Origin of the sequence: Colwellia polaris, from assembly GCF_002104515.1 — a bacterium.
GTDB lineage: Bacteria > Pseudomonadota > Gammaproteobacteria > Enterobacterales > Alteromonadaceae > Cognaticolwellia > Cognaticolwellia polaris.
On record NZ_NBOE01000014.1, the window covers coordinates 107,617 to 130,869 of the forward strand.

A 23,253-nucleotide genomic window follows, 5' to 3' on the forward strand; every position below is an offset into this window, starting at 1 on the left:
CCTAAGCGTTAAAAAATGAGATTGTATATACAAGTAAAAGTTTACTCTGCATATTATCTAGTATTGGGCATGACAATGACACAAGTAAAAACAGCAAAATATAATATAATTAAACAGCATATTTGTGAAAATATTGAATCTGGTGACTGGCTTGAACACAGTAAAGTGCCTTCAGAAAATGAACTAGCCGAGCAATTTTCAGTCAGTCGTATGACTGCACGTCGTGCTTTACAAGAACTCACCGAGCAAGGTTTATTAGTACGTTCTCAAGGCTCTGGTACCTTCGTAGCCACTTTTAAGTCGCAATCTTCACTATTAGAAATTCGTAATATTGCCGATGAAATAAACGACCGTGGTCATCAATATCATGCCGAACAACTCAGCTTAGAAAGTGTACAAGTAAATGATGAAGTCGCCATATTGTTAGCGCTAAAGAAAGGCGAAACTGCTTTTTATTCAAGCGTACTTCACTTTGAGAATAATGCCCCGATACAACTAGAACAACGTTTCGTTAATCCAAAGTTAATCCCGCATTACCTTAAGCAAAACTTTACTAAAATAACCCCTCATGAATATTTATCATCTGAAGCGCCATTAACTGAAGCAACTCATGAAGTTGAAGCCGTTATCGCTAAAGATGACATCAACCAATTATTAGCCATTAATAACACTACCCCTTGTTTGCAAGTTAAACGTCGAACTTGGTCGAGCCAAGGTGTTGTTAGCTTAGCTATATTAACGGCACCCGGTAATAAGTACCGCTTAGGTAGCCATTTAGTCTTTTAGTTTAGGAGCGTTTAGATGAAATTTAAATACGGTATCGACCATTTAGATCTTGATATTGTTAACGGTATTGCCAACGGCAGTATCCAAGCAGAGCTTTGCCAAGAAGCATTAGATAACATTAATGTTAGCCGCCAAAGAGTAGAAAAAATGGCAGCTTCAGATAAAGCGGTGTACGGTATTAATACTGGCTTTGGTCCATTATGTGATACACAAATTACCCCTGAAGAAACCAACCTGCTACAAACCAATTTGCTGATCACACACGCTGTAGGTGTTGGTGAGCCAATAGCGAAAGAAATTTCAAAATTAATGCTGATCACCAAAGTACATGCCCTAAGCAAAGGTTTTTCAGGTATACGCTTAGAAACCGTTGAAAGAATGCTAGCGTTTATTGAATTAGATCTTATCCCCGTAGTACCAGAGCAAGGCTCAGTTGGGGCTTCTGGTGATTTAGCTCCGCTTTCGCATTTATTTTTACCCTTACTCGGTGTCGGTGAGTTTTGGCAAAGCAACGCTGGTCAACCTGACTCAATAGTACCTGCAGCACAAGCTTTAAAAGAGCACGGCTTAACGCCAATGGAGTTACATGCAAAAGAAGGCTTGGCATTAATTAACGGCACACAATTTATCTTATCGCATGCTATTACGGGCTTAACTAAGATGCGTTACTTGCTAGATTTAGCTGACTTAACGGGTGCTATGAGTATCGAAGGTATGCAAGGCAGCCAATCACCATTTAGAGCTGAGCTACATGCAACTCGACCATTTCCTGGTAATGTTGAAGTCGCATCGCGCATGCGTGAATTCTTTACCGGCTCTGAAAATATGTCATCGCACACTAACTGTGATCGTGTACAAGACCCCTATTCACTCAGATGTATTCCACAAGTACATGGCGCCTCAAGAAACGCTTTTAAGCATTTAAATGAATTAGCAGAAATTGAAATGAACTCTGTCACTGATAACCCTATTGTTATCAGTAGCGAAGAAGCTATTTCTGGTGGTAACTTCCACGGCCAACCGTTAGCTATGGTACTTGACTATGCTTCTATTGCCGCAGCTGAATTAGGTAATATTTCAGACCGTCGTTGTTATTTATTACTAGAAGGTTTGCATGGTTTACCTCGCCTATTAACTGCTTCAGGCGGCCTAAATTCAGGCATGATGATCCCACAATACACTACAGCAGCGTTAGTAACCGAAAACAAATCACTTTGTTTCCCACCATCTGCTGATAGTGTACCAACATCAATGGGACAAGAAGATCATGTTTCTATGGGCAGTATCTCAAGCCGCCAGTTTAATCAAATATTGGGTAATTTAGAGAAAGTTTTAGCGATTGAATTGATGTATGCCGCGCAAGCCATTGAGTTTAGACGCCCTAATAAATGCTCAGATATTATAGAAAAGAACTTTCAAGTAATCCGAGAAAAAGTTGCAAAACTTGAAGAAGACAGATTACTGAAACCTGATATTGATGCCATGATCGCTTTAGTACGTTCACAAGCATTTACCGTTAGTTTTACAGCATAATTAGGGGAGTTGATAACAATGGAAACAGCCATTAATTTTCAAGATGAAATAAAACAAGGTATTCCTAGTGAACTACCTAAAGCCAAACCATATCCTATTGATGCTAATCGTGCCCCAAAACGTAAAGATATCTTATCAGGAGAAGAAAAACAGTTAGCTGTTAGAAACGCCCTGCGCTATTTCCCGAAAGAGTGGCATCAAGAGCTTGCCACTGAATTCGCACAAGAGTTAACAGACTTTGGCCGTATTTATATGTACCGCTTTAAACCAAGTTATCACTTAAAAGCGCGTTCTATTGCTGACTACCCAGCTAAGTGCCAGCAAGCTGCTGCGATTATGCTGATGGTTGAAAATAACTTAGATCCTGCCGTTGCGCAGCATCCAGAAGAGTTAATTACCTACGGCGGTAACGGTGCCGTGTTCCAAAACTGGGCACAGTACTTACTCGCCATGAAGTATTTAAGTGAAATGGAAAGCGATCAAACGCTACATTTATACTCTGGTCATCCAATGGGTTTGTTCCCATCATCAGAAGATGCTCCACGCGTAGTAGTGACCAACGGTATGATGATCCCGAACTATTCGCAGCCTGACGACTGGGAAAAATTCAACGCATTAGGGGTTACTCAGTATGGTCAAATGACCGCCGGCTCATTCATGTATATTGGCCCACAAGGCATAGTACACGGTACAACCATTACAGTAATGAATGCCTTTCGTAAGGTGCTTGATAAAGATGATAGCCCGCGAGGAAAAATATTCCTTACCGCTGGTTTGGGCGGCATGAGTGGCGCACAACCTAAAGCGGGTAACATTGCTAACTGTGTTACGGTTTGTGCTGAAGTTAATGCAAAAGCCGCAACTAAGCGTCATCAGCAAGGTTGGGTTGATGAGTTAATCGATAATATGGCTGAGCTAGTCGCCCGTGTTAAAACAGCACAAGCAAATGAAGAAGTGGTTTCAATTGCTTATATCGGCAACATTGTTGACGTATGGGAAAACTTTTATGAGCAAGAGATATTTATTCACTTAGGCTCAGACCAAACGTCATTACACAACCCGTGGTCAGGCGGATACTACCCGGTAGATATTAGCTACGAAGAATCAAATCGTTTAATTCGTGAAGCGCCAGCAGTATTTAAAGAAAAAGTACAAGCAACGTTAATACGTCACGCCAATGCCGTTAATAAGCACACCGCACGTGGTACTTACTTCTTTGACTACGGTAATGCTTTCTTACTTGAAGCATCACGCGCCGGCGGCGATGTGATGGCAGAAAATGGTATCGATTTTAAATACCCATCTTACGTGCAAGATATTTTAGGCCCAATGTGTTTTGACTATGGTTTTGGTCCGTTTCGTTGGGTTTGTGCTTCGGGTGATTCGCAAGATTTAGATAAGACCGATGCTATTGCCGCCAGTGTATTGAAAAAAATCATGCAAGAGTCGCCTGAAGAAATTCAGCAGCAAATGCAAGACAACATCACTTGGATTGAAGATGCTAAGCAAAACAAGCTAGTGGTTGGCTCACAAGCCCGCATTCTATACGCTGATGCACAAGGTAGAATGGACATTGCTAAAGCCTTTAATGATGCCATTAATAGCGGTGAAATTGGCCCTGTTGTTCTTGGTCGTGATCATCACGATGTAAGTGGCACTGACTCTCCATTTCGTGAAACCTCAAACATCTATGATGGCAGTCGTTTCACTGCAGATATGGCGATTCACAACGTTATTGGTGACAGCTTCCGTGGTGCGACTTGGGTGTCAATCCACAATGGCGGCGGCGTAGGCTGGGGTGAAGTGGTTAACGGTGGTTTCGGTATGTTGCTTGACGGCAGTGCAGCCGCTGAACGTCGTTTAAAATCCATGCTATTGTTTGATGTTAACAACGGTATTGCTCGTCGCAGTTGGGCACGTAACGCTGAAGCTAACTTCGCAATTAAACGTGAAATGGCCCGTACGCCTAAGCTTAAAGTAACGTTAGCTAACTTAGTTGATGATGATATTTTAGATAACTTATCGCTTTAATTTTAGTCTATTAAAAATAGAAAACTTAAGTTTTGCTAAACTAAATCTCGTTGCTTAGCATTAAGTTTATAGCTAAAAAATAAAACCGACATCTGTCGGTTTTTTTATCTTCATAAAATGTTATGTGCTGTAAGGCTAGATGAAGTATTAACCAATAAAGCTCAGAGATAAACAAAGCAACCTGCTTGACATAATATGTCATACTTGCTACTTTGAATAAATCACTGTTAACCTTACATTAACAGTATTTAATCTTGGAGGTGGTAATGGAATACATACTATTTTTTGAAACATGGATTATCTTGGCCATTCTATTTGCCTGCTTAGAAATTTTCGTACCCGGCGGAATTTTACTTAATCTAGGCATTGCCTCATTACTCGTTGCTATTGGCGTTCAACAAGAAATTCTTGATACCTGGATAATAACCTTAACCACATGGTTTATCCTCGCAACCTTCCTACTCGTTGTTGTCTACTTTGTTACCCAACGGTATTTCCCCGGTGAAACGACCATTGAAAATATTTATGAAGAAGTAGATATCTACGGAAAATCTGTACTCGTATTAGAGCAAATAGGCCCGGGAACACAACCAGGTAGGGTTGAATATCAAGGTACAACGTGGTCAGCATTAAGTGATGGTTCTATCATCGAAGCTGGCAGGCATGCTGCGATTGTCTGCAAAGAAAATATTTCATTAGTGGTTGAGCCAACAAAATAGTCTTAATTACATTAAACACTTAGCTAAATTAACCTAATAACACTTATAAAAATAGGAGAATACCTATGTTAGCTACAATTACATTTGTATTTCTAGCGTTACTCTTTATTGTTTTAAAACTTGTGCTGGTAGTGCAAATGAAAGAAGTTTGTGTCATCGAAAGACTCGGTAAATTTCGTGCCGTTTTAGCGCCAGGTTTACATTTTTTAATTCCCTTTGTTGACCGAGTTGCTTATCGTCACGAAACCCGCGAACAAGTGCTAGATATACCCGCCCAAAGCTGTATTTCACGCGATAACATTCAAATCAATGTTGATGGTTTAGTGTATATTCAAGTAATGGATGGTGCTAAAGCCAGTTACGGTATTGAAGATTACAGTCGCGCCAGCGTTAATTTAGCCCAAACCACGATGCGCTCTGAAATTGGTAAATTAAATCTGAGCCAAACCTTTTCTGAGCGCGACAAGTTAAATGAAACGATTGTTCGTGAAATAGATAAAGCTTCTGATCCTTGGGGGATAAAAGTAATGCGTTATGAAGTACGTAATATTACTCCGTCTGACAATGTTATTCATACACTAGAAAAACAAATGGAGGCTGAACGCCAAAAGCGTGCTGAAATAACCCTAGCAGAAGCAGAAAAAGAATCGACCATTAACCTGTCTGAAGGCGAGCGCCAAGAAGCAATTAATTTATCTGAAGGCGACAAACAAAAACAAATCAATGAAGCCCACGGTCGAGCCCAAGAAATTGCCATTCTTACTCAAGCTTCAGCAGAAGGTATTAATTTAATTGCCAAAGCCGCTGCCATGCCAAGTGGCGATCAAGCGATTAAAATGCGCTTATTAGAACAGTTTATTTCGCAAACTAGCAATATATTGAAAAGTGCCGATGTTTCTATTGTCCCAAGCGAAGTAGCGAAACTAGAAGGCTTCTTCCAAGGTATGGAAAAAGTAACAGAAAATATTCAAGGAGCAAAGTCATGATAGCTGTTGATGGTAATACCTTAGATTTAGCTGTGCTGGCCGTTTGGGCATTTATCTTTTTATTTCTTGCCTATAAATTTTTCCAAGCGATTTGTTTAGTGCCAACAAAATCTGCCTATATTGTAGAGCGCTTAGGTAAATATCGTTGCACCTTAGAAGCGGGTTTTCACTTATTATTACCCTTTATTGACCGTGTGGCGTTTATCCAAGATCTAAAAGAAGAAACAATAGAAGTACCACCACAAGAGTGTTTCTCAAAAGATGAAGTTAATGTTGAAGTTGATGGCGTTATTTATATTCAGGTTATCGATGCCATAAAAGCAAGTTACGGCATTACCGATTATCGCTTTGCAGCCATGCAGCTAGCACAAACCACAACTCGTTCAGTTATTGGTACTTTAGAGCTAGACCGCACCTTTGAAGAGCGAGACATTATCAGCGCAAAAGTGGTAGAAGTGCTTGATAAAGCGGGTGAAAGTTGGGGCATAAGAGTGCATCGCTATGAAATAAAAAATATTACCCCACCAATAACAGTTAGAAATGCGATGGAAATGCAAGTAAATGCTGAGCGAGAACGTCGCGCTATTTTAGCTAAAAGTTTAGGAGATAGAGCCAGTCGTATTAATCGCTCAGAAGGACAAATGACCGAGTTAATTAATTTGTCTGAAGGTGAAAAGCAACGCAGAATTAACTCCGCTGAAGGTAAAGCAGCAGAAATATTAGCCATTGCACAAGCAACGGGCGACTCTATCAGCAAGCTAGCGGCTGCCATTGAGCAACCCGGTGGACAACAAGCTTTAGACATGCAATTAAGTGAACAATACTTGCAACAAATGAAAGGGTTAAGCCAGGCATCAACCAAAGTTATTCTGCCAGCCAACTTACTCGACTTTAAACAATGGTTAGCAACCGCCGGCATTCATAACAAGCTTTAACATCGCCTTATTAATGATTAATACTTTTGCTAAATGTAAAAACCGACTTAACTAGTCGGTTTTTTTGCGAAAAATTTAATAGCAAAATAACCTTGATTGAGTCGCTATTATAAAGTTTTTAGAGGATTAAATAAGCACAAAGGTAATTGACGCAATTAAAAGGATAGAACAAAGTAGCCAAATTTTATCAGATATTTTTACTTTTTTATTACGATTAAACTCTCGGCACTTGCTCACCATTAAAAAAAATAAAGTGGTTATCAGTGCAATAAGAAAATGCGTTTGAATAGTAATTAATTGTGCATTTTGCTCCCAGAGGAAAACTGGTCCGCTGTAATTTACAAAAAACAAATTTAACAACGAAACATGCGCCCATAACACAACAAACAATAATGCCATTTTATATTGGTAAATTGCTTTTAATGTTTTTGTAATAATGTTTTTCGCCATAACTTTTAACCTTGCTTTACACTTTACTTTAAATCCTGACTTTAACCTAAGTTACTAGCCTATTCGCTTTAATGAGCTTAACTACTTTCTTTTAACCACACTAATAGCTCGTCTTGCTGATAACGGTAATCTAATACTGCTCTTAATTTTTCACCGATAATTTTTTTACCTGTAGCAGGCTGTTGATCACAAACAAAATTTGGTACGGGTAAATTTAACGCAGCTGCAGCTACTTGATAATATTGCTGTCGATTACTATCAGTATTACTAACAACATTATAAGTGCAATGCTCCATATCAAGATTACTTGAGTCGATGAGTTGTTCAATAATGTTAACCACATCAATTTGGTGTACTAAATTAACTGGCGCATTCGGATTTTCGAACACACGCTTAGCTTGTAAAAATTTCCCTGGGTGGCGATTAGGCCCAACTAGCCCAGCGAGTCTTAAAATAGTTAAACGTTTAGTAAATTTTTCAGCTGCCTGTTCTGCCGCAACTAAACTGGCAACTTTTTCTGCACTTAACTCTAACTTACTTGTTTCATCAACCCGCCCTTGTAAGCCATTATAGATAGCGGTCGAATTCAATAAAATTATATGTTGTGTACCACCTAGCTCGGCTAAATGTATTAATTGTTGAATTTTCAGCGGATAATCTACCCGGCCTTTCTTTAATTGCGGCGGTATCGCAATAATCAGCACAGATTGTTGAAACAAACTAACATCAACGTTGGTTATACTATCGAGGTTATCAGCCGTTATCGCCTCCTCACTCAATGGTAAAACTAGCTTAGTTGCCGGTATAGCCAGATCGGCGAGTTTGTCAGACGTTTTTTTTGATTGATAACTGGCGATGATATCGATTTTATTTGCCATTAAACGTGTTGCTAGCGCTTGCCCTAGCCAGCCGCAACCAATAATACTAACACTCATTTTTAATATTTCTCCGATACGAACAGAATATCAATTGTAAAAAGCTGCATTTATTGCGTAATTGATCTGTGCTCTTTTATTGATTCAACCACTTCCTGGGCAACAGCATTTGGCACTACAATAGTTAAATTATATTGCAATATTTTCCAGCCTTTTGGGGTGTTAATTAACACGCCAGTGCCTCGGCACAAACCGTAATTATCATTCTCTAATAACTCGTCAAAAAAAACGATATGGTTTGCTTGTGTGCCAGTGATATTTCGCTCGGTTGGTCGGTATAACCAACCTTTTCCTTCGTTGAAGTAAGATTTTACAAACTCAGAAAATTCAGTTTTATTCCAGCGCTCGCTACTATCAGTGCCTAGAAAAATTGCACCTTGAGCTAATTGACCTAAATACTGTTCAACGTTTGCCTCACTTGCCGCTTGATGAAAATTGTCGAGTACAATATCGATCTCACCTTGAACAGTGTTCGTTAATGTTGCTGCATTTACTGTTTGGGTGAATAGACTAAAAAATATAAACCCGAATATTATTTTAAACATAACCATCAGCCTCTTGTTTAAGTATTTCGTCATAATAACTTAATTATAATTTTTGAATAAACTATCTATATTGGTTGAATGCAACATGTCAGCTATGTGCGCTTGGCCATTGCAACATAAGATCCGGTAAACACCGCAGCAACTTTGTCACCACAACATACTTCAACATCAATATTAAAACGAGCATTTTTACCTTCAGCTAGTGGCTCAGTATTACCTTCAACTAACCGTAACAAGGTTTGGGCATGAGCTACGCCCTCAAGCGGTGCAAGGTATTTAATATTGCCTTTTGCTAGCACTATGTCGGCATGCTGCGTTTGTGCCTGTAAAACAAAATATACCCATGCCCAGCCAGTTAAGGTCGCCATAGTATAAATACTGCCAGCAAACATAGTGTTATGCAGATTTTTATTAAAGCTAGGCTCGCACGTAGTCAGTAGTTTTTCTTGGTCAAAAAAAGCAACATTCATATTCATTGCTTTACTTAGTGGAATAGTTTCATGCCAAAGCTGTTGTAAATTATCGGCTATTTTTGTTAAATGTTGCATAGGGACTGCAATATTTTTGATCATTTTAACGTGGCTAACAGCATTATAAAGCGTATGAGAATAGCCCACATTGATGTAGTTACTTTTCTGATAAAAACCAATCGCTTTTTCACGAGCATTTAACTCAATGGTTTTCACACCCACTTGAGCAGCTAAAAGCTCTAACTCATCAATAAGTAACTTTCCTAGACCTTCGCCATGTAATTCATCCGATATTGCCATATAGCGAATTTGTGCATGAAATTGGCTAGTTTTATGTAGCCGGCCAACACCAACAATGTTATCCGTATCGTCAACAATCACACGGTGGTATGATTGTGATTCTAGCTCATCCTTTTCGCTACCTAGCGGTTGCTGCCATGGTTTGCGAAGAGCTTGCCATCGCAGTTGATAATATTTTGCTAACTCAGCTTTATTTTTTGGTGCTCTACATTTGTACATTGTCTATGATTAATCTTATGCCAATGAAAAATTCATTTTAGGAGTTTAATAACACGTGAAACTAACTCAACATGTTAACCAAGGCCAACTAGTTTACCTGAGTAACACAGAAGACCAAATAACCATTAACGAAAATTCGTATTATCGTTGGTTAGCTTTTGATGACGTAATTCAAAGTGTTATGCATTTACGCTGCCCTGCTAAATTAACCTTACCGCACCACTATGCGGTTTTAATGCCTTTATTGTTTTTTAAGCCCGAAAAAGTAATAGAGTTAGGACTCGGCGGAGGTAATTTAAGTCGATTTTTAAGCGCTTTACAGCCAGGTATTGATATAATAAGTGTTGAGTTATCTCAAACGGTTATCGACTGTTTTCAAGGTTATTTCAACCCACTAAAGTACGCCATTAAAATCGAAAAAAATGAAGCATTAAAGTGGCTACAGCAAGAGCATTCTTCAACAACACGGGCTGCTGACTGGCTCATATGTGACGTTTATCAGCATCATGCAAAAAGCTTCCAAAGCCGTGTTAATCTTTTAACGGCTTTAATAGAAAATTTGCAAGAAAATGGCTGTTTAACTATTAATTTACCTGATCTTGACGATCACGAAATTAATCTCTGTTTAACGATTTTAAAACAACTACAAAGTTCACATCATATTATTTATTTTCATATTCCGCGTTATCTTAATGTAGTTATACACTTGCTACCAAAACATTGGCTTATTGATAACCTAAAAAAACGCTCAAAAAAAACTTATTTATCTCCTACACAATACCTTAGGTGGAAAAGTTTTTTTAGCCATTATATGAATGCAAATTAACAATCAAGCCTGTAAATTAATGGTAACAGGGCCATCGTTTAACAACCTAACTTGCATATCTGCACCGAACACTCCGGTTGGTACTTTAAAACCTAAGTTACGCAATTGTGAACAAAAATATTGATACAATTTATCGCTTAACTCTGCTGGTGCAGCCCGGGTGAAGCTTGGGCGTAAACCTTTTGTAGTATTTGCTGCCAACGTAAACTGTGAAACTACCAGTATTTCGCCACCAACTTGTTTAACATTTAAGTTCATTTTGCCATTTTCATCAGAGAAAATTCTATAACCTGCCACACGCTCAGCTAAGCGCTTAGCTTTTACCTCAGTATCTTCAGGTTCAATAGCTAATAATACCAATAAGCCCTGTTCAATTTCACCGACAATATTATTATTAACACTGACACTTGCTTCGGTAACTCTTTGCAATAATGCGATCATTTACTCAACGCTCTGTTCTGCAATAAAATTTGCCATAGTATCTGCTGCCTTACAGAATCCATCAATAGTTTGTAATTCAAAACCACTATGCCCAGCTTGCGGCAAAATTTGTAACTGTGCGCTTGGCCAATGTTGTACCAATTTATCAGCACTATGCAGAGGACAAACCATGTCATAACGACCGTGAAGAATGATGGCAGGAATATCTTTAATATTATCAATTGAAGCGAGGATTTCACCTTCGTCAATAAAACAATGATTGACGAAGTAATGACTCGATATTTTTGCCATACACAATGCGCGATGGGGGTAATCATCATCTTGAATTTCTGCAGGGCTATGTGGTGCTAGAGTTGACAGCCTTAGCTCCCATAAACACCAAGCTTTACTTGCGGCTATTGCAGCAATTTCGTTAGGTCCCGTCAATACATCGTAATAACCTTGAAGCACACTTACATTGTTAATGTTAGCAACTTGCTCGGTGAATTCTCGATAATATTCTGGAAAAAAACTCGCCGCACCACTGGCGTTATATAGCCAGTTGTACTCTGCTTTTGTACCAAGGAAAATACCACGTAAAATAAAACCTAATATTGCCTGCGGATACTTAATTCCATAAAGCAAAGCCAATGTGGTTCCCCAGGAGCCTCCTGAAACTAGCCAACGTGATATAGATAAATGTTTTCTAATAACTTCAAGATCAGCGACTAAATGATGTGGCGTATTATCATTTAGGCTCGGCGATGGTTTAGAGCGGCCACAACCACGTTGATCGAATAAAATGATACGATATTTTTCTGGGTCAAAATAACGCCGATGATTTTTACTTGAACCGCCACCAGGGCCACCATGAAGGTAAACAACTGCGATACCATTTGGGTTGCCCGATTGTTCTATATAGAGCTGATGTCCGTCACCAACATCAAGCCACTCTTGATGATAAACCGCAATATTTGGAAAAAGCACTCTCGACATATACCGTTCCTTTTATTAGCTCTACTCGCTTTGTAGTTATCAGATTATAGGGGTTAATCAACCTCTTGCTCAGATAATTCAGCTTTTTGTTGGTCATCAAAGTCTTCTAACGAAACAGTAAATAGTGCGCCAATCAATACCACTAGCCAACTCAAATACACCCATAAAAATAAAATAGGAATACTTGATAATGCGCCATATATCGCCTGATAAGACGGTATTTGTGTTACATACTCAGCAAAGGCTTTTTTGGCGATTTCAAATAATATTGCTGCTAATACCGCTCCTGCTATAGCAAACTTAACTGGAATAATCTTATTCGGCACAACCATATATAAAATAAAAAAGGCTGTAGTAGATGCGATTAAAGGCAAGGCTCGAACAAAAACATTCGTTATACCCAATAAGTCATAATCGCCTATCGAGACTAGCGAAATTATATAGGAGCTAATGACGAGGCTACTACCAACTAATACTGGCCCTAAAGTTAACACCATCCAATACATGGAAAACGAAGTAATAATTCTGCGCTTTTCAGTAACTCGCCATAATTTATTTAAACACTTATCTATAGCCGAAATAAGCATCATGGCCAAAATGAATAATGCACTAATCGCTACCGCAGACATTTTAGAAGCATTACTGACGAAGCCTGTAATATGCTCTTGAACTACATCGCCTGAAGCAGGTACAAAATTAATATAGACGAAGTTTTCGATTAACTCTCTAATATCGGAAAATATAGGAAAAGCCGTCATCATGGACAACATCACTACCATTAAAGGTACTAATGACATCAAGGTAACATAAGATAAATACCCTGCGGTGACATGAATACGCTCTGATTGAAAGTTTTCTACAAACAAGCGTAAAAAACCAAGCCCTTGCTCTACGAAACGATGTTGTTTTATTTTTTCTAATTTAGAATGCATATATATTACTAGTTAACACTATTAACTTTATATTAAGGCAATGAATAAAATAACGGTAGTGATAATCGCATAATTTTCCTTTTAAGCTACTGAATAAACTGAACTAGCCTTTTTTATCAATTTTTTGGTTGTTATATTTACAGGTAAGCTACCGATAAGATTCAGCTATAGGATAGCTAATCCCCATCAGTGAAGGCTAAATAAGAGCGTCTCGATTGATATAATGTTTGCATTTACTGCTTAACTCAGACCATTAAAAATAGTTTTAATATTTTGAGCTATTTAGATGTTAGTTGTTTGATATCTATAAAAAAGGAGTAGGCAATAACTTAACTACTGTTCTAACATTTTTTAAAAAGATGATTAATACAAAGGGGGGAGTTTCGCTATATCTTCTTCAGGCCAGTTAGATAGTTGATTAATTTCTGCAAGTAACGTCGAGAGTTGTTTGATATGATTCTGACTTGCAATACCTTGTTCAAATAAATCGCTTAATTTTTGTAACTTTCTTAGTTGTTCGGGTGACATTAGAAATTTTCCTTTTTCTATTGTTATTTTTCATTGCATAATTAAATGCTAAATAGCGGTTTTTACTACTTTAAAGGGTAAAGTAATTACTTTACTTTTATTCTGATTTCTTCCCTCATTAACATATTCATTATATAGCTGTTTTAACTCATGTTGCTCTACTAATTTTGCATTATTGTCTAAAGCTTTCTCAAATAAGCAATTAAGCCTAGTTAATTTAATTGCATCCATGGTAATTACCTCCCTAATATCCAAACAATAACTAACACCACATTCATTAAATATAGCAGTTATTACCATTTCTAAAAGGTAGACAAAAATAATTATATAATTATTTTAATATCATTGATAACTCACCACCAAAACATGACTATATTCCATTGATTTTATTAAACTTAATCGAGTGAGTTAACAAGAAAAAACAATTCGGTAAGTAAGTACTTGAGACATGTCTTACATTAGTTGCTGCTTTAACTTCCCTTTTAAATGAACAGAAACAAAAAAGCCATCTGAATTAATTCAGATGGCTTTATATAAGTTGTTGTAGCTTAGTTACTTAGCAGCACGACCTTCACGTTTACGATCGCTTTCTTTTAAGAACTTTTTACGAATACGAATATTGTCCGGTGTAACTTCCACTAACTCATCATTATCAATAAACTCAAGCGCTTGCTCAAGTGACATAATGATAGGTGGCGTTAACGTTTGTGCTTCATCAGTACCTGATGAACGAACGTTTGTTAATTGCTTACCTTTAAGTGCGTTTACGGTTAAATCGTTATCTCTGCTATGAATACCAATAACTTGGCCTTCATAAATATCAACACCATGACCAATCAACATACGACCACGAGATTGTAAGTTGAATATCGCGTTAGTTAGTGCTTTACCGGTAGCGTTAGCGATCATTACACCATTTTTACGTTGACCAATATCGCCGCCTTTATGTGGGCCATATTCGAAGAATGTATGGTAAATCAAGCCAGAGCCTGAAGTTAATGTCATAAACTCGGTTTGGAAACCAATCAAGCCACGACTTGGCATGATGAAATCCATACGAATACGACCCGTACCGTCTGGTGCCATATCAGTTAACTCAGCTTTACGAACACCCATTCTTTCCATGATAGGACCTTGATGCTGTTCTTCAACATCAATAGTAACGGTTTCATAAGGTTCTTGTAATTCGCCATTTACTTCACGAATAATAACTTCTGGACGTGATACTGCAATTTCAAAACCTTCACGACGCATGTTTTCAATTAGGATACCTAAGTGAAGTTCACCGCGGCCTGATACTTTAAATTTATCTGCATCTTCTAATTGCTCAACACGTAAAGCAACGTTATGCACTAACTCTTTATCTAAACGGTCTTTGATATTACGAGAAGTAACAAATTTACCTTCTTTACCACAAAATGGTGAAGTATTTACTTGGAAAGTCATGTTGATAGTTGGTTCATCAACAGACAGCGCAGGTAAGCCTTCAACTTCTGTTGGACAACATATTGTATCAGAGATTTTTAACTCACCTAAGCCTGTAATAGCAATAATATCACCAGCAAAGCCTTCAGCGATATCATGACGTTCTAAACCTAAATAGCCAAATACTTTACCTACTTTAGCATTATGAACGCCACCGTTAGCTAAGTTAATGGTTACTTGTTGGTTTGGTTTAACAGAACCACGCGTAATACGACCAACACCGATAACACCCAAATATGAGCTGTAATCAAGTTGAGATATTTGCATTTGGAATGGGCCGTCAGGATCCGCTTTTGGTGCAGGCACTTCATTAAGGATAGTGTCGAACAAAGGGGTCATGTCAGTGCCAGTTTCGCCCTCTTCAAGCGAAGCCCAACCATTAATTGCTGATGCGTAAACAACTTTAAAGTCAAGTTGTTCATCAGTAGCACCAAGGTTATCGAATAATTCGAAAACTTGATCCATAACCCAATCAGGACGAGAGCCCGGCTTATCAACTTTATTGATAACCACGATCGGCTTTAAACCTTGAGCAAACGCTTTTTTCGTTACGAAACGCGTTTGAGGCATAGGACCTTCTTGTGCATCTACAATAAGTAGCACTGAGTCTACCATTGACATAACACGCTCTACTTCGCCACCGAAGTCAGCATGGCCAGGAGTATCTACAATATTTACACGATAGTCGTTCCAGTTAATAGCCGTGTTTTTAGCTAAGATTGTGATACCACGTTCTTTTTCGATATCGTTCGAGTCCATCGTACGTTCTTCTAGACCGCCACGCGCATCTAGTGTACCTGACTGCTCAAGTAATTTATCAACTAAAGTGGTTTTTCCGTGGTCAACGTGAGCAATAATTGCCACATTTCTTAATTTATCTAACACAGGCGTTACTCGCTGTTACTATCGTTTATTGCTATTCCAAGCAGTTAAACGAAATAGGGCTACAATTGGGCGCGTATTATACAGTAGAAGTCTTCGCAAAGACACCAGATAATAAAATTTAACCAACAAAATAAATTACCACTGATATACTAAGATAATTAAATCAGTGCAGGCGCACCACAATGCAGCACGCAGTGCACAGTTACAGTGCAAGCAAAAGCAGTTAAAAATACTAAAGCTATATATATCAACAACTTTAGTGTTGGCACAGTATTCGCTTTAGCACTAATATTATAAAATTAAGTTTTTCAAAAATTTAAGCAATAACTTCACTGGAGACTTTCAATGTCAAACGCAGTTTTAGATTTAATTAAAGAACATGATGTCAAATTCGTTGATTTACGTTTTACGGATTCAAAAGGTAAAGAGCAACACGTTTCAATTCCTCACCATCAAGTAACCGAAGATTTTTTTGAAGACGGTAAAATGTTTGACGGTTCTTCTATTCAAGGATGGAAAGGTATTGATGAGTCAGACATGGTAATGATGCCTATAGCTGAATCTGCTGTACTTGACCCATTTACTGAAGCAGTAACATTAAACATTCGTTGTGACATTCTTGAGCCTGCAACAATGCAAGGTTACAGTCGTGACCCTCGTTCAGTAGCAAAACGTGCTGAAGATTATATGCGTAGCACAGGTATTGCAGACACTGTATTGATTGGTCCTGAGCCTGAGTTCTTCGTTTTTGATGATGTACGTTTCCACACAGACATGAGTGGCTCTTTCTACAAAATTGATGATAAAGAAGCCGTTTGGAATTCTGGCACAGAATACGAAGAAGGCAATATGGGACATCGTCCTGGCGTAAAAGGTGGTTATTTCCCAACTTCACCTGTAGATTCGTCGCAAGATTTGCGTTCAGCTATGTGTTTAGTGATGGAAGAAATGGGCTTAGTCGTTGAAGCACATCACCACGAAGTTGCTACTGCAGGACAAAACGAAATCGCTTGTCGCTTTAACACTATGGTATTAAAAGCCGATGAAGTGCAAATATACAAATATGTTGTTCATAACGTTGCTCATGCTTACGGAAAAACAGCTACGTTTATGCCTAAGCCAATAGTTGGTGATAACGGTACAGGTATGCATGTTCATCAATCTTTAGCTAAAGACGGTGTTAACTTATTCTCAGGTGACAAATATGGCGGATTGTCTGAAACGGCACTTTACTATGTTGGTGGTATTATCAAACATGCTAAAGCACTTAACGCCTTTACCAATGCATCAACTAACTCTTACAAACGCTTAGTTCCTGGTTTTGAGGCTCCTGTAATGCTAGCTTACTCTGCGCGTAACCGCTCAGCGTCAATTCGTATTCCAATTGTACCATCACCTAAAGCTATGCGAATTGAAGTACGTTTCCCTGATCCTACAATGAACCCTTACTTAGGTTTCTCAGCAATGTTAATGGCTGGCCTTGACGGAATCAAAAACAAAATCCATCCTGGCGATGCTATGGATAAAGATTTATATGACCTACCAGCAGAGGAAGCAGCGGAAATTCCACAAGTTGCATCATCATTAACAGAAGCGTTAGATGCTTTAGAGAATGACATGGACTTCTTAACTGCGGGTGATGTTATGGATAAAGATATGATCCAAGCTTACATCGACATTAAACGAGCAGATGTAGAGCTATTAAACTCAACAACACATCCTGTTGAATTTGATATGTACTACAGCGTGTAGGGATTTCAAATAGATAGATATCAAAAAAGCTCACTTAGGTGAGCTTTTTTTGTGGCACATTTGTAATAATTTGGATAGATTATACTTAATAAAGACAAAACCTACGGAACAGGAATAGCACTTTTGATTCACATTGCTCGTTTTTACATATTTTATATGTTGTTTACTCAAGCTTTTTCTGCTTTTGCAGGATCTGCTAAAGTATACGTGTGGCGAAACGAACAAGGTGTGTTAGTTTTTTCAGATAGTCCTAAACCTGGTGCTGAAGAAGTCGATATAAAAGAACCAAATACAATAAAGTCCTCAGTAGATACCAGCATTTTAGACATTAAGCCTAAAGTCATCGAAAATAATTTCAAAGTCGAAATAATTCAACCTGAAAACAACGCTACAATAAGAGATAACACTGGCTCTGCCTATGTTTCTGCCCGTATAAAGCCTATTTTCAAACGTGGTCTGAAAATACAATTATATTTAGACGACAAACCCTATAAAGATCCCCAAACTCACTCAATGTTTGTACTGAGAAATATAGACAGAGGCGAGCATCAAATAAAAATGTCATTGCTTGACGATAAAGGCAAGATTATTGCAACGTCATCTCCAGTAACGTTTTATATGCATAGAATATCGGTTAATAAAGCAAACTAGCCGGATTTCAGTGCATATTGCACCAACTTTTATTACACTCGTTACTTAGCGCACCAATTCAGTGCAAGGAAAAGTAATGACTGATACTTCGGTAAATTTAAAAGAAATAAAAAAACACTATCAACAAGCGCTACCTAACCAAATGGTGACGGCGATTGTAGTATTAGATCAAGATCTGTCCATATGTTATGTAAACCCTGCAGCTGAAGCTTTGCTCGTTAAAAGTTTAAGTAAGATTTATTTACATCCAATCGACCAAGTATTTTACAACACACCTATTAGCAACAAACGTTTACAACAATTACTTACTACCGGTCAGGAGTTTAGCGATAGTGATGTTTCCATCGAATTTTTTGACCAGCGCAAGATTACCGTTGAAATAACAGCATCTTCAGTCAGTTTTGATCAAGCACCGCATATCTTATTAGAGTTCAAACAAATTGATCAGCAAAAACAAATTAGTGCAGAAGCTTTTCAACAACAACAGTGGGAGTCGGCGCGTGATCTTATTCGTGGATTAGCTCATGAAATAAAAAATCCACTGGGTGGTTTACGTGGGGCTGCACAGTTACTTGATTTAGAACTGAATGTAGAACAAAAAGAATATACCGCCATGATCATCGAGCAGGCGGATAGATTAACCAACTTAGTTGATAGACTGTTGGGCCCTAATTACCTGCCAGTAATGAAGTTACAAAATATCCATGTAGTGATTGAAAAAGTATTCCAACTAACAAAGTTTGATAACCCTAAAAATATTGTTTTAGCCCGTGATTATGACCCTTCGATCCCGGAATTAACTTTTGATCAAGACAAAATTCAGCAGACCGTTATTAATATAGTCCATAACGCCATACAAGCATTAGACAGCGAAAGTAAAATAACCCTAAGAACTAGAGCGGCAACCAATCAAACCATTAACGGTAAACGTATTAAGCTTTGTGCTGAAATAAGTATTATTGATAATGGGCCAGGCATCCCAGAGCAGATTCAAAGCACACTGTTTTACCCTATGGTGTCAGGCCGAGCTTCAGGAACGGGTTTAGGATTATCAATTTGCCAAACAATTATTCATCAACATCACGGTAAGCTCTCATGTAAAAGTCGTCCAGGACATACAGAGTTTACTATTTTGATACCTTTTGAAAGCGAGATAAAATAATGATCACCGAACAAGTATGGATCGTCGATGATGATAGTTCAATTAGATGGGTGCTAGAGAAAGCGCTTTCAAATGCTAACATCAGTGTTGGTACATTTCATAATCCAGAAGATCTATTGGTTGCGTTGGAACATACGCAACCTGAAGTGATAATTTCTGATATACGTATGCCAAATATCGATGGTATGACATTGTTAAATCAAATAAATGATGAATACCCTCATATACCTGTCATCATCATGACAGCACACTCTGATCTTGATAGTGCTGTAAATGCATATCAAGGTGGTGCATTCGAATATCTACCAAAACCGTTTGATATAGATGATGCCGTTGCTTTAGCTAATAGAGCTTTAGTGCATGCGCGTGAGCAAAAATCTAAGAAACAAAATACGATACCATCTGCCGATACCGTTGGTATTATTGGTGCTGCTCCTTCTATGCAAGAAGTATTTAGGACAATAGGTCGATTATCACGCTCCAGTATCAGTGTATTAATTAATGGCGAATCTGGCACAGGTAAAGAATTAGTCGCTCATGCGTTGCATATGCACAGCCCTCGTTCAGCTTCTCCTTTTATACCACTTAACATGGCAGCTATCCCAAAAGATTTAATCGAATCAGAGTTATTTGGTCACGAGAAAGGGGCATTTACAGGGGCAAATTCTGTACGGCATGGTCGTTTTGAACAAGCACATCAAGGTACACTCTTTTTAGACGAAATTGGTGATATGCCGCTTGATATTCAAACAAGGTTATTACGCGTACTCGCCGATGGACAATTTTATCGAGTCGGTGGCCATTCTCCTATACAAGTTGACGTACGTATTATTGCTGCCACACATCAAAATTTGGAAGAGCGAGTAACCAATGGTGACTTTCGCGATGATCTATTCCACAGATTAAACGTGATCAGAGTACAAATACCTAGTTTACGTGATAGGAAAGAAGACATCAGCCAACTGGCTCAACATTTTCTCAAACAAGCCGCAAATGAGTTAGCAGTAGAAGTTAAAACACTGCATAAAAGTACATTAGCTTATTTAGAGCACTGTGAGTGGCCTGGAAATGTTAGACAACTTGAAAATATATGTCGATTTTTAACTGTGATGGCCAGCGGCAAAGAAATACTGATGTCAGATTTACCTAGCGAGCTTACCGTTAAACCTACAACAGTAAAAAGTACAAATGGTAGCTGGCAAGATGGCTTAAAAAAATGGGTTGATACCGAATTGTCGACAGGTAAAAGTAATATTATAGAACAAGCGTTACCGGAGTTTGAGAAAGTGTTATTAGAAAGTGCCCTTAAACATACACAAGGACACAAACAAGAAGCAGCAAAACGATTAGGTTGGGGGAGAAATACCTTAACGCGTAAACTGAAAGAATTGGACATGCCAGATTAGATCAACAACCTAGCAGCTAGTCAGTTATGTTAGGCGATGGAGACAGGAAAAGTTATAACATCGTCTATTTTTTCTGCTGAAAGTGCCAACATAATTAGGCGATCAATCCCTAAAGCAACACCTGAACATGCTGGTAAACCATATTCAAGTGCAGAAATAAAACGTTCATCTATTGAACGTTTTTCCATGCCAAATTGTTGTCTAATTTCATTATCATTGATAAAACGCTGCTTTTGTTGCTCTGCATCTGTTAGCTCATGAAATCCATTGGCTAACTCAATGCCCTTAAAGTAACACTCAAAACGCTCTGCTACGCGAGGATCCTTTGTTGATATCTTAGCTAATGAAGCCTGGCTTGCAGGAAAATCATAGACAAAGCAAGGAGCATGTATACCTATGTTTGGCTCAATTAATTCCGCCATAATAAACTGTAATAAAGTATCTATAGACTCTTCCCTTTCTAACCAATCACTTAACTTACCTGAGTGCTTAATAACATTTATAAGCCCACTTCTTGAAGTATTGAGTGGATCAACATCAACTTTACTGATAAAAAGCTTTTGATAACTAATTTTCTCAGGTTTTGGGCAGCTAAGAATTAGCTGCAGCAACTCTTCAACTTCATCCATTAGTTCAAAGTGGTTATAGCCTAACCTATACCATTCCAACATAGTAAATTCTGGATTGTGGTATCTTCCCTGTTGCTCATGTCGTAGCGCTTTACAAATTTGATAACAACTACCATAACCACTTGCAAGCAAACGTTTCATAGCAAACTCTGGAGAAGTTTGTGCGTATAAAAGTGTACCCTCACTGCAGTGACTATCAGCAGAGTAATTAAATTGTGTTATAAACGGGTCTAAATGTTGATCGGTTATCGTAGCACTTGAAAGTAAAGGGGTTTCTACCTCAATCACATCGCGCGCTAAAAAAAATGTTCTAATTAAGCTAAGTACATTTGCACGTTGCTTAGCATTATGCCAATTCATACTTGGTTGCCATGACATATAAGTTCACCTTTAGTTAAGAGATAAATGATATTGAGAAAGTATTAGTTTAAAAACATTGTAAGGATACTGGATGGAAAATTAAACAAAAGTTGTATACAGCAAAAAAACGATCCTTTAATAGGAACCTGATAATATCATGCATGTCCCTATATTGATGTAGGTAATTAGGGTAATGCATGGAGCAATTACCGAGATAAAATAATGCCATGAGATCAATGATGTGCAGGAGCGGTGTCCTACTCCCACACAAAGAGAATAACACCCACAAGCTCTTTACCACCGACGCTAACACATTGACGTGAATGGTGTAGTGGTCAACTAATTCCGCGAAGATAGGATGGCCAAGAGCGCTCACTTCTGAGTTCGGCATTGGCTCAGATGGGGACCGCAACATTTTTCGTTTTAAAACGGCAGAAAGCAAAAAATCCGTAGCGTTCGCTACGGCTTTCTCTAAATAGAAATCTATCAGTAGTTAGTTTTAACAGCTGCATGTTACTAATTGTCTTAAACTGACAGCTGAAAACTGATAGCTATCTTTATTAGATTTTAGATAGCAAAAAGCCCGTCACTTTCGTAACGGGCTCTTCTAAATAGAAGCCTATCAATGTCCTAAAAAGAGAAGAACACCCACACGCTCTTTACCATCGGCGCTAACACTGACGTGCATGGATGCACTAATTCAGCGAAGACAGGATGTCTAAGAGCAGTCACTTCTGAGTTCGGCATGGGCTCAGATGGGGATCGCAATATTTTTTCGTTTTAAAACGGCATAAAGCCAAAAAATCCGTAGCGCTAGCTACGGCTCTCTCTAAATAGAAATCTATCAGTAGATAGTTGTAACAGCTGCATGTTACTAATTGTCTTAAACTGACAGCTCAAAACTGATAGCTATCTTTATTGGATTTTAGATAGCAAAAAGCCCGTCACTTACGTAACGGGCTCTTCTAAATAGAAGCCTAGCAATGTCCTACTCTCACATGGGAACTCCCACACTACCATCGGCGCTAACACGTTTCACTTCTGAGTTCGGAATGGGATCAGGTGGGGCCATGTCGCTATTGTCGCTAGACAAAAAACTTTATGAATTAATTAACTTATAAATTAGCTAAGTCATAAGGTTTAGACAAAAAACCCGTAGCGTTAGCTACGGGTTTCTCTAAATAGAAGCCTAGCAATGTCCTACTCTCACATGGGAACTCCCACACTACCATCGGCGCTAACACGTTTCACTTCTGAGTTCGGAATGGGATCAGGTGGGGCCATGTCGCTATTGTCGCTAGACAAAAAAGGT

At 38.4% G+C, this 23,253-nt stretch carries 22 protein-coding genes and 2 rRNA genes; 11 read left to right on the forward strand and 13 right to left on the reverse strand.

All coding sequences use genetic code 11. The annotated features are described in order from the left end of the window. The first annotated feature begins 75 nt into the window (after window positions 1-75). From hutC to B6A32_RS17365, 6 genes are all read left to right on the forward strand, one after another. A complete protein-coding gene (hutC, locus tag B6A32_RS17340; RefSeq protein ID WP_101685988.1) occupies window positions 76-786 on the forward strand; it encodes a histidine utilization repressor in 711 nt (236 codons plus the stop codon). Between the two features lie 15 nt (window positions 787-801). Beyond that, window positions 802-2,319, forward strand: a complete 1,518-nt coding sequence (hutH, locus tag B6A32_RS17345; protein WP_085306183.1) for a histidine ammonia-lyase — start codon at window positions 802-804, stop codon at window positions 2,317-2,319. Between the two features lie 18 nt (window positions 2,320-2,337). Further along, entirely contained in the window at window positions 2,338-4,350 is a 2,013-nt protein-coding gene (locus B6A32_RS17350; protein WP_085306184.1) for a urocanate hydratase, read from the forward strand. A 266-nt stretch (window positions 4,351-4,616) separates the two neighbouring features. Next, window positions 4,617-5,069 carry an NfeD family protein gene (locus tag B6A32_RS17355; protein ID WP_085306185.1) on the forward strand — a complete coding sequence of 151 codons (453 nt, stop codon included), beginning with the start codon at window positions 4,617-4,619 and terminating at the stop codon, window positions 5,067-5,069. A 65-nt stretch (window positions 5,070-5,134) separates the two neighbouring features. After that, on the forward strand, window positions 5,135-6,055 hold the full coding sequence (locus tag B6A32_RS17360; protein ID WP_085306186.1) for an SPFH domain-containing protein: 921 nt from the start codon (window positions 5,135-5,137) through the stop codon (window positions 6,053-6,055). Continuing rightward, a complete protein-coding gene (locus B6A32_RS17365) occupies window positions 6,052-6,990 on the forward strand; it encodes an SPFH domain-containing protein (RefSeq protein ID WP_085306187.1) in 939 nt (312 codons plus the stop codon). The genes B6A32_RS17360 and B6A32_RS17365 overlap by 4 nt, the downstream gene beginning before the upstream one ends. Before the next feature lie 126 nt (window positions 6,991-7,116). Here the strand turns inward: B6A32_RS17365 and B6A32_RS17370 are convergent, their stop codons facing one another. The 4 genes from B6A32_RS17370 to B6A32_RS17385 all read right to left on the reverse strand — a co-directional run bounded on the left by B6A32_RS17370 (window position 7,117) and on the right by B6A32_RS17385 (window position 9,909). Next, a complete protein-coding gene (locus tag B6A32_RS17370; RefSeq protein ID WP_085306188.1) occupies window positions 7,117-7,440 on the reverse strand; it encodes a hypothetical protein in 324 nt (107 codons plus the stop codon). A gap of 77 nt (window positions 7,441-7,517) precedes the next feature. Further along, window positions 7,518-8,375 (reverse strand): Rossmann-fold NAD(P)-binding domain-containing protein, encoded by an 858-nt coding sequence (locus B6A32_RS17375; RefSeq protein ID WP_085306189.1) that lies wholly within the window; start codon window positions 8,373-8,375, stop codon window positions 7,518-7,520. 50 nt (window positions 8,376-8,425) lie between these two features. Continuing rightward, the gene (locus B6A32_RS17380; protein WP_158088514.1) at window positions 8,426-8,920 is read right to left on the reverse strand and encodes a nuclear transport factor 2 family protein; all 495 of its coding nucleotides are present in this window, start codon (window positions 8,918-8,920) and stop codon (window positions 8,426-8,428) included. A gap of 92 nt (window positions 8,921-9,012) precedes the next feature. Beyond that, entirely contained in the window at window positions 9,013-9,909 is an 897-nt protein-coding gene (locus tag B6A32_RS17385) for a bifunctional GNAT family N-acetyltransferase/hotdog fold thioesterase (protein ID WP_085306191.1), read from the reverse strand. A 55-nt stretch (window positions 9,910-9,964) separates the two neighbouring features. On the opposite strand from B6A32_RS17385, the gene B6A32_RS17390 reads away from it, so the two are divergent. After that, window positions 9,965-10,735, forward strand: a complete 771-nt coding sequence (locus B6A32_RS17390; RefSeq protein WP_085306192.1) for a spermidine synthase — start codon at window positions 9,965-9,967, stop codon at window positions 10,733-10,735. Window positions 10,736-10,738: 3 nt separating this feature from the next. Here the strand turns inward: B6A32_RS17390 and dtd are convergent, their stop codons facing one another. The 6 genes from dtd to typA all read right to left on the reverse strand — a co-directional run bounded on the left by dtd (window position 10,739) and on the right by typA (window position 15,981). Then, the gene (gene dtd, locus B6A32_RS17395; RefSeq protein ID WP_085306193.1) at window positions 10,739-11,176 is read right to left on the reverse strand and encodes a D-aminoacyl-tRNA deacylase; all 438 of its coding nucleotides are present in this window, start codon (window positions 11,174-11,176) and stop codon (window positions 10,739-10,741) included. Further along, entirely contained in the window at window positions 11,177-12,151 is a 975-nt protein-coding gene (gene pip / locus B6A32_RS17400) for a prolyl aminopeptidase (RefSeq protein ID WP_085306194.1), read from the reverse strand. It lies immediately after the preceding gene. A 53-nt stretch (window positions 12,152-12,204) separates the two neighbouring features. Further along, on the reverse strand, window positions 12,205-13,083 hold the full coding sequence (locus tag B6A32_RS17405) for a virulence factor BrkB family protein (protein WP_085306195.1): 879 nt from the start codon (window positions 13,081-13,083) through the stop codon (window positions 12,205-12,207). Between the two features lie 363 nt (window positions 13,084-13,446). Continuing rightward, the gene (locus tag B6A32_RS19305; RefSeq protein ID WP_158088515.1) at window positions 13,447-13,611 is read right to left on the reverse strand and encodes a hypothetical protein; all 165 of its coding nucleotides are present in this window, start codon (window positions 13,609-13,611) and stop codon (window positions 13,447-13,449) included. Window positions 13,612-13,659: 48 nt separating this feature from the next. After that, window positions 13,660-13,842 carry a hypothetical protein gene (locus B6A32_RS17410; protein ID WP_085306196.1) on the reverse strand — a complete coding sequence of 61 codons (183 nt, stop codon included), beginning with the start codon at window positions 13,840-13,842 and terminating at the stop codon, window positions 13,660-13,662. A 321-nt stretch (window positions 13,843-14,163) separates the two neighbouring features. Beyond that, window positions 14,164-15,981 (reverse strand): translational GTPase TypA, encoded by a 1,818-nt coding sequence (gene typA, locus B6A32_RS17415; protein ID WP_085306197.1) that lies wholly within the window; start codon window positions 15,979-15,981, stop codon window positions 14,164-14,166. 345 nt (window positions 15,982-16,326) lie between these two features. Between typA and glnA the strand changes: the two genes are divergently transcribed. The 4 genes from glnA to glnG all read left to right on the forward strand — a co-directional run bounded on the left by glnA (window position 16,327) and on the right by glnG (window position 20,952). Beyond that, window positions 16,327-17,733: a glutamate--ammonia ligase gene (gene glnA / locus B6A32_RS17420; RefSeq protein ID WP_085306198.1), complete on the forward strand. Its 1,407-nt coding sequence runs from the start codon at window positions 16,327-16,329 to the stop codon at window positions 17,731-17,733. A 123-nt stretch (window positions 17,734-17,856) separates the two neighbouring features. Continuing rightward, window positions 17,857-18,384: a DUF4124 domain-containing protein gene (locus B6A32_RS17425; protein WP_233131460.1), complete on the forward strand. Its 528-nt coding sequence runs from the start codon at window positions 17,857-17,859 to the stop codon at window positions 18,382-18,384. Between the two features lie 76 nt (window positions 18,385-18,460). Next, window positions 18,461-19,546 (forward strand): nitrogen regulation protein NR(II), encoded by a 1,086-nt coding sequence (glnL, locus tag B6A32_RS17430; RefSeq protein ID WP_085306199.1) that lies wholly within the window; start codon window positions 18,461-18,463, stop codon window positions 19,544-19,546. Further along, window positions 19,546-20,952 (forward strand): nitrogen regulation protein NR(I), encoded by a 1,407-nt coding sequence (gene glnG, locus B6A32_RS17435; protein ID WP_085306200.1) that lies wholly within the window; start codon window positions 19,546-19,548, stop codon window positions 20,950-20,952. The genes glnL and glnG overlap by 1 nt, the downstream gene beginning before the upstream one ends. A 29-nt stretch (window positions 20,953-20,981) precedes the next feature. Here the strand turns inward: glnG and epmA are convergent, their stop codons facing one another. The 3 genes from epmA to rrf (B6A32_RS17450) all read right to left on the reverse strand — a co-directional run bounded on the left by epmA (window position 20,982) and on the right by rrf (B6A32_RS17450) (window position 23,243). Next, complete coding sequence (gene epmA, locus B6A32_RS17440) at window positions 20,982-21,959, reverse strand: elongation factor P--(R)-beta-lysine ligase (protein WP_085306201.1); 978 nt, start codon at window positions 21,957-21,959, stop codon at window positions 20,982-20,984. Between the two features lie 957 nt (window positions 21,960-22,916). Further along, window positions 22,917-23,031: ribosomal RNA gene (gene rrf / locus B6A32_RS17445) — 5S ribosomal RNA — on the reverse strand. A gap of 97 nt (window positions 23,032-23,128) precedes the next feature. Further along, window positions 23,129-23,243: ribosomal RNA gene (rrf, locus tag B6A32_RS17450) — 5S ribosomal RNA — on the reverse strand. Window positions 23,244-23,253: the final 10 nt, after the last annotated feature.

Excerpts from the sequence above, each read along its gene's own strand:
- hutC (WP_101685988.1), top strand. The coding sequence starts at position 76 with ATGACACAAGTAAAAACAGCAAAATATAATATAATTAAACAGCATATT.
- hutH (WP_085306183.1), top strand. The coding sequence starts at position 802 with ATGAAATTTAAATACGGTATCGACCATTTAGATCTTGATATTGTTAAC.
- B6A32_RS17350 (WP_085306184.1), top strand. The coding sequence starts at position 2,338 with ATGGAAACAGCCATTAATTTTCAAGATGAAATAAAACAAGGTATTCCT.
- B6A32_RS17355 (WP_085306185.1), top strand. The coding sequence starts at position 4,617 with ATGGAATACATACTATTTTTTGAAACATGGATTATCTTGGCCATTCTA.
- B6A32_RS17360 (WP_085306186.1), top strand. The coding sequence starts at position 5,135 with ATGTTAGCTACAATTACATTTGTATTTCTAGCGTTACTCTTTATTGTT.
- B6A32_RS17365 (WP_085306187.1), top strand. The coding sequence starts at position 6,052 with ATGATAGCTGTTGATGGTAATACCTTAGATTTAGCTGTGCTGGCCGTT.
- B6A32_RS17370 (WP_085306188.1), bottom strand. The coding sequence starts at position 7,440 with ATGGCGAAAAACATTATTACAAAAACATTAAAAGCAATTTACCAATAT.
- B6A32_RS17375 (WP_085306189.1), bottom strand. The coding sequence starts at position 8,375 with ATGAGTGTTAGTATTATTGGTTGCGGCTGGCTAGGGCAAGCGCTAGCA.
- B6A32_RS17380 (WP_158088514.1), bottom strand. The coding sequence starts at position 8,920 with ATGTTTAAAATAATATTCGGGTTTATATTTTTTAGTCTATTCACCCAA.
- B6A32_RS17385 (WP_085306191.1), bottom strand. The coding sequence starts at position 9,909 with ATGTACAAATGTAGAGCACCAAAAAATAAAGCTGAGTTAGCAAAATAT.
- dtd (WP_085306193.1), bottom strand. The coding sequence starts at position 11,176 with ATGATCGCATTATTGCAAAGAGTTACCGAAGCAAGTGTCAGTGTTAAT.
- pip (WP_085306194.1), bottom strand. The coding sequence starts at position 12,151 with ATGTCGAGAGTGCTTTTTCCAAATATTGCGGTTTATCATCAAGAGTGG.
- B6A32_RS17405 (WP_085306195.1), bottom strand. The coding sequence starts at position 13,083 with ATGCATTCTAAATTAGAAAAAATAAAACAACATCGTTTCGTAGAGCAA.
- B6A32_RS19305 (WP_158088515.1), bottom strand. The coding sequence starts at position 13,611 with ATGTCACCCGAACAACTAAGAAAGTTACAAAAATTAAGCGATTTATTT.
- B6A32_RS17410 (WP_085306196.1), bottom strand. The coding sequence starts at position 13,842 with ATGGATGCAATTAAATTAACTAGGCTTAATTGCTTATTTGAGAAAGCT.
- glnA (WP_085306198.1), top strand. The coding sequence starts at position 16,327 with ATGTCAAACGCAGTTTTAGATTTAATTAAAGAACATGATGTCAAATTC.
- glnL (WP_085306199.1), top strand. The coding sequence starts at position 18,461 with ATGACTGATACTTCGGTAAATTTAAAAGAAATAAAAAAACACTATCAA.
- glnG (WP_085306200.1), top strand. The coding sequence starts at position 19,546 with ATGATCACCGAACAAGTATGGATCGTCGATGATGATAGTTCAATTAGA.
- epmA (WP_085306201.1), bottom strand. The coding sequence starts at position 21,959 with ATGTCATGGCAACCAAGTATGAATTGGCATAATGCTAAGCAACGTGCA.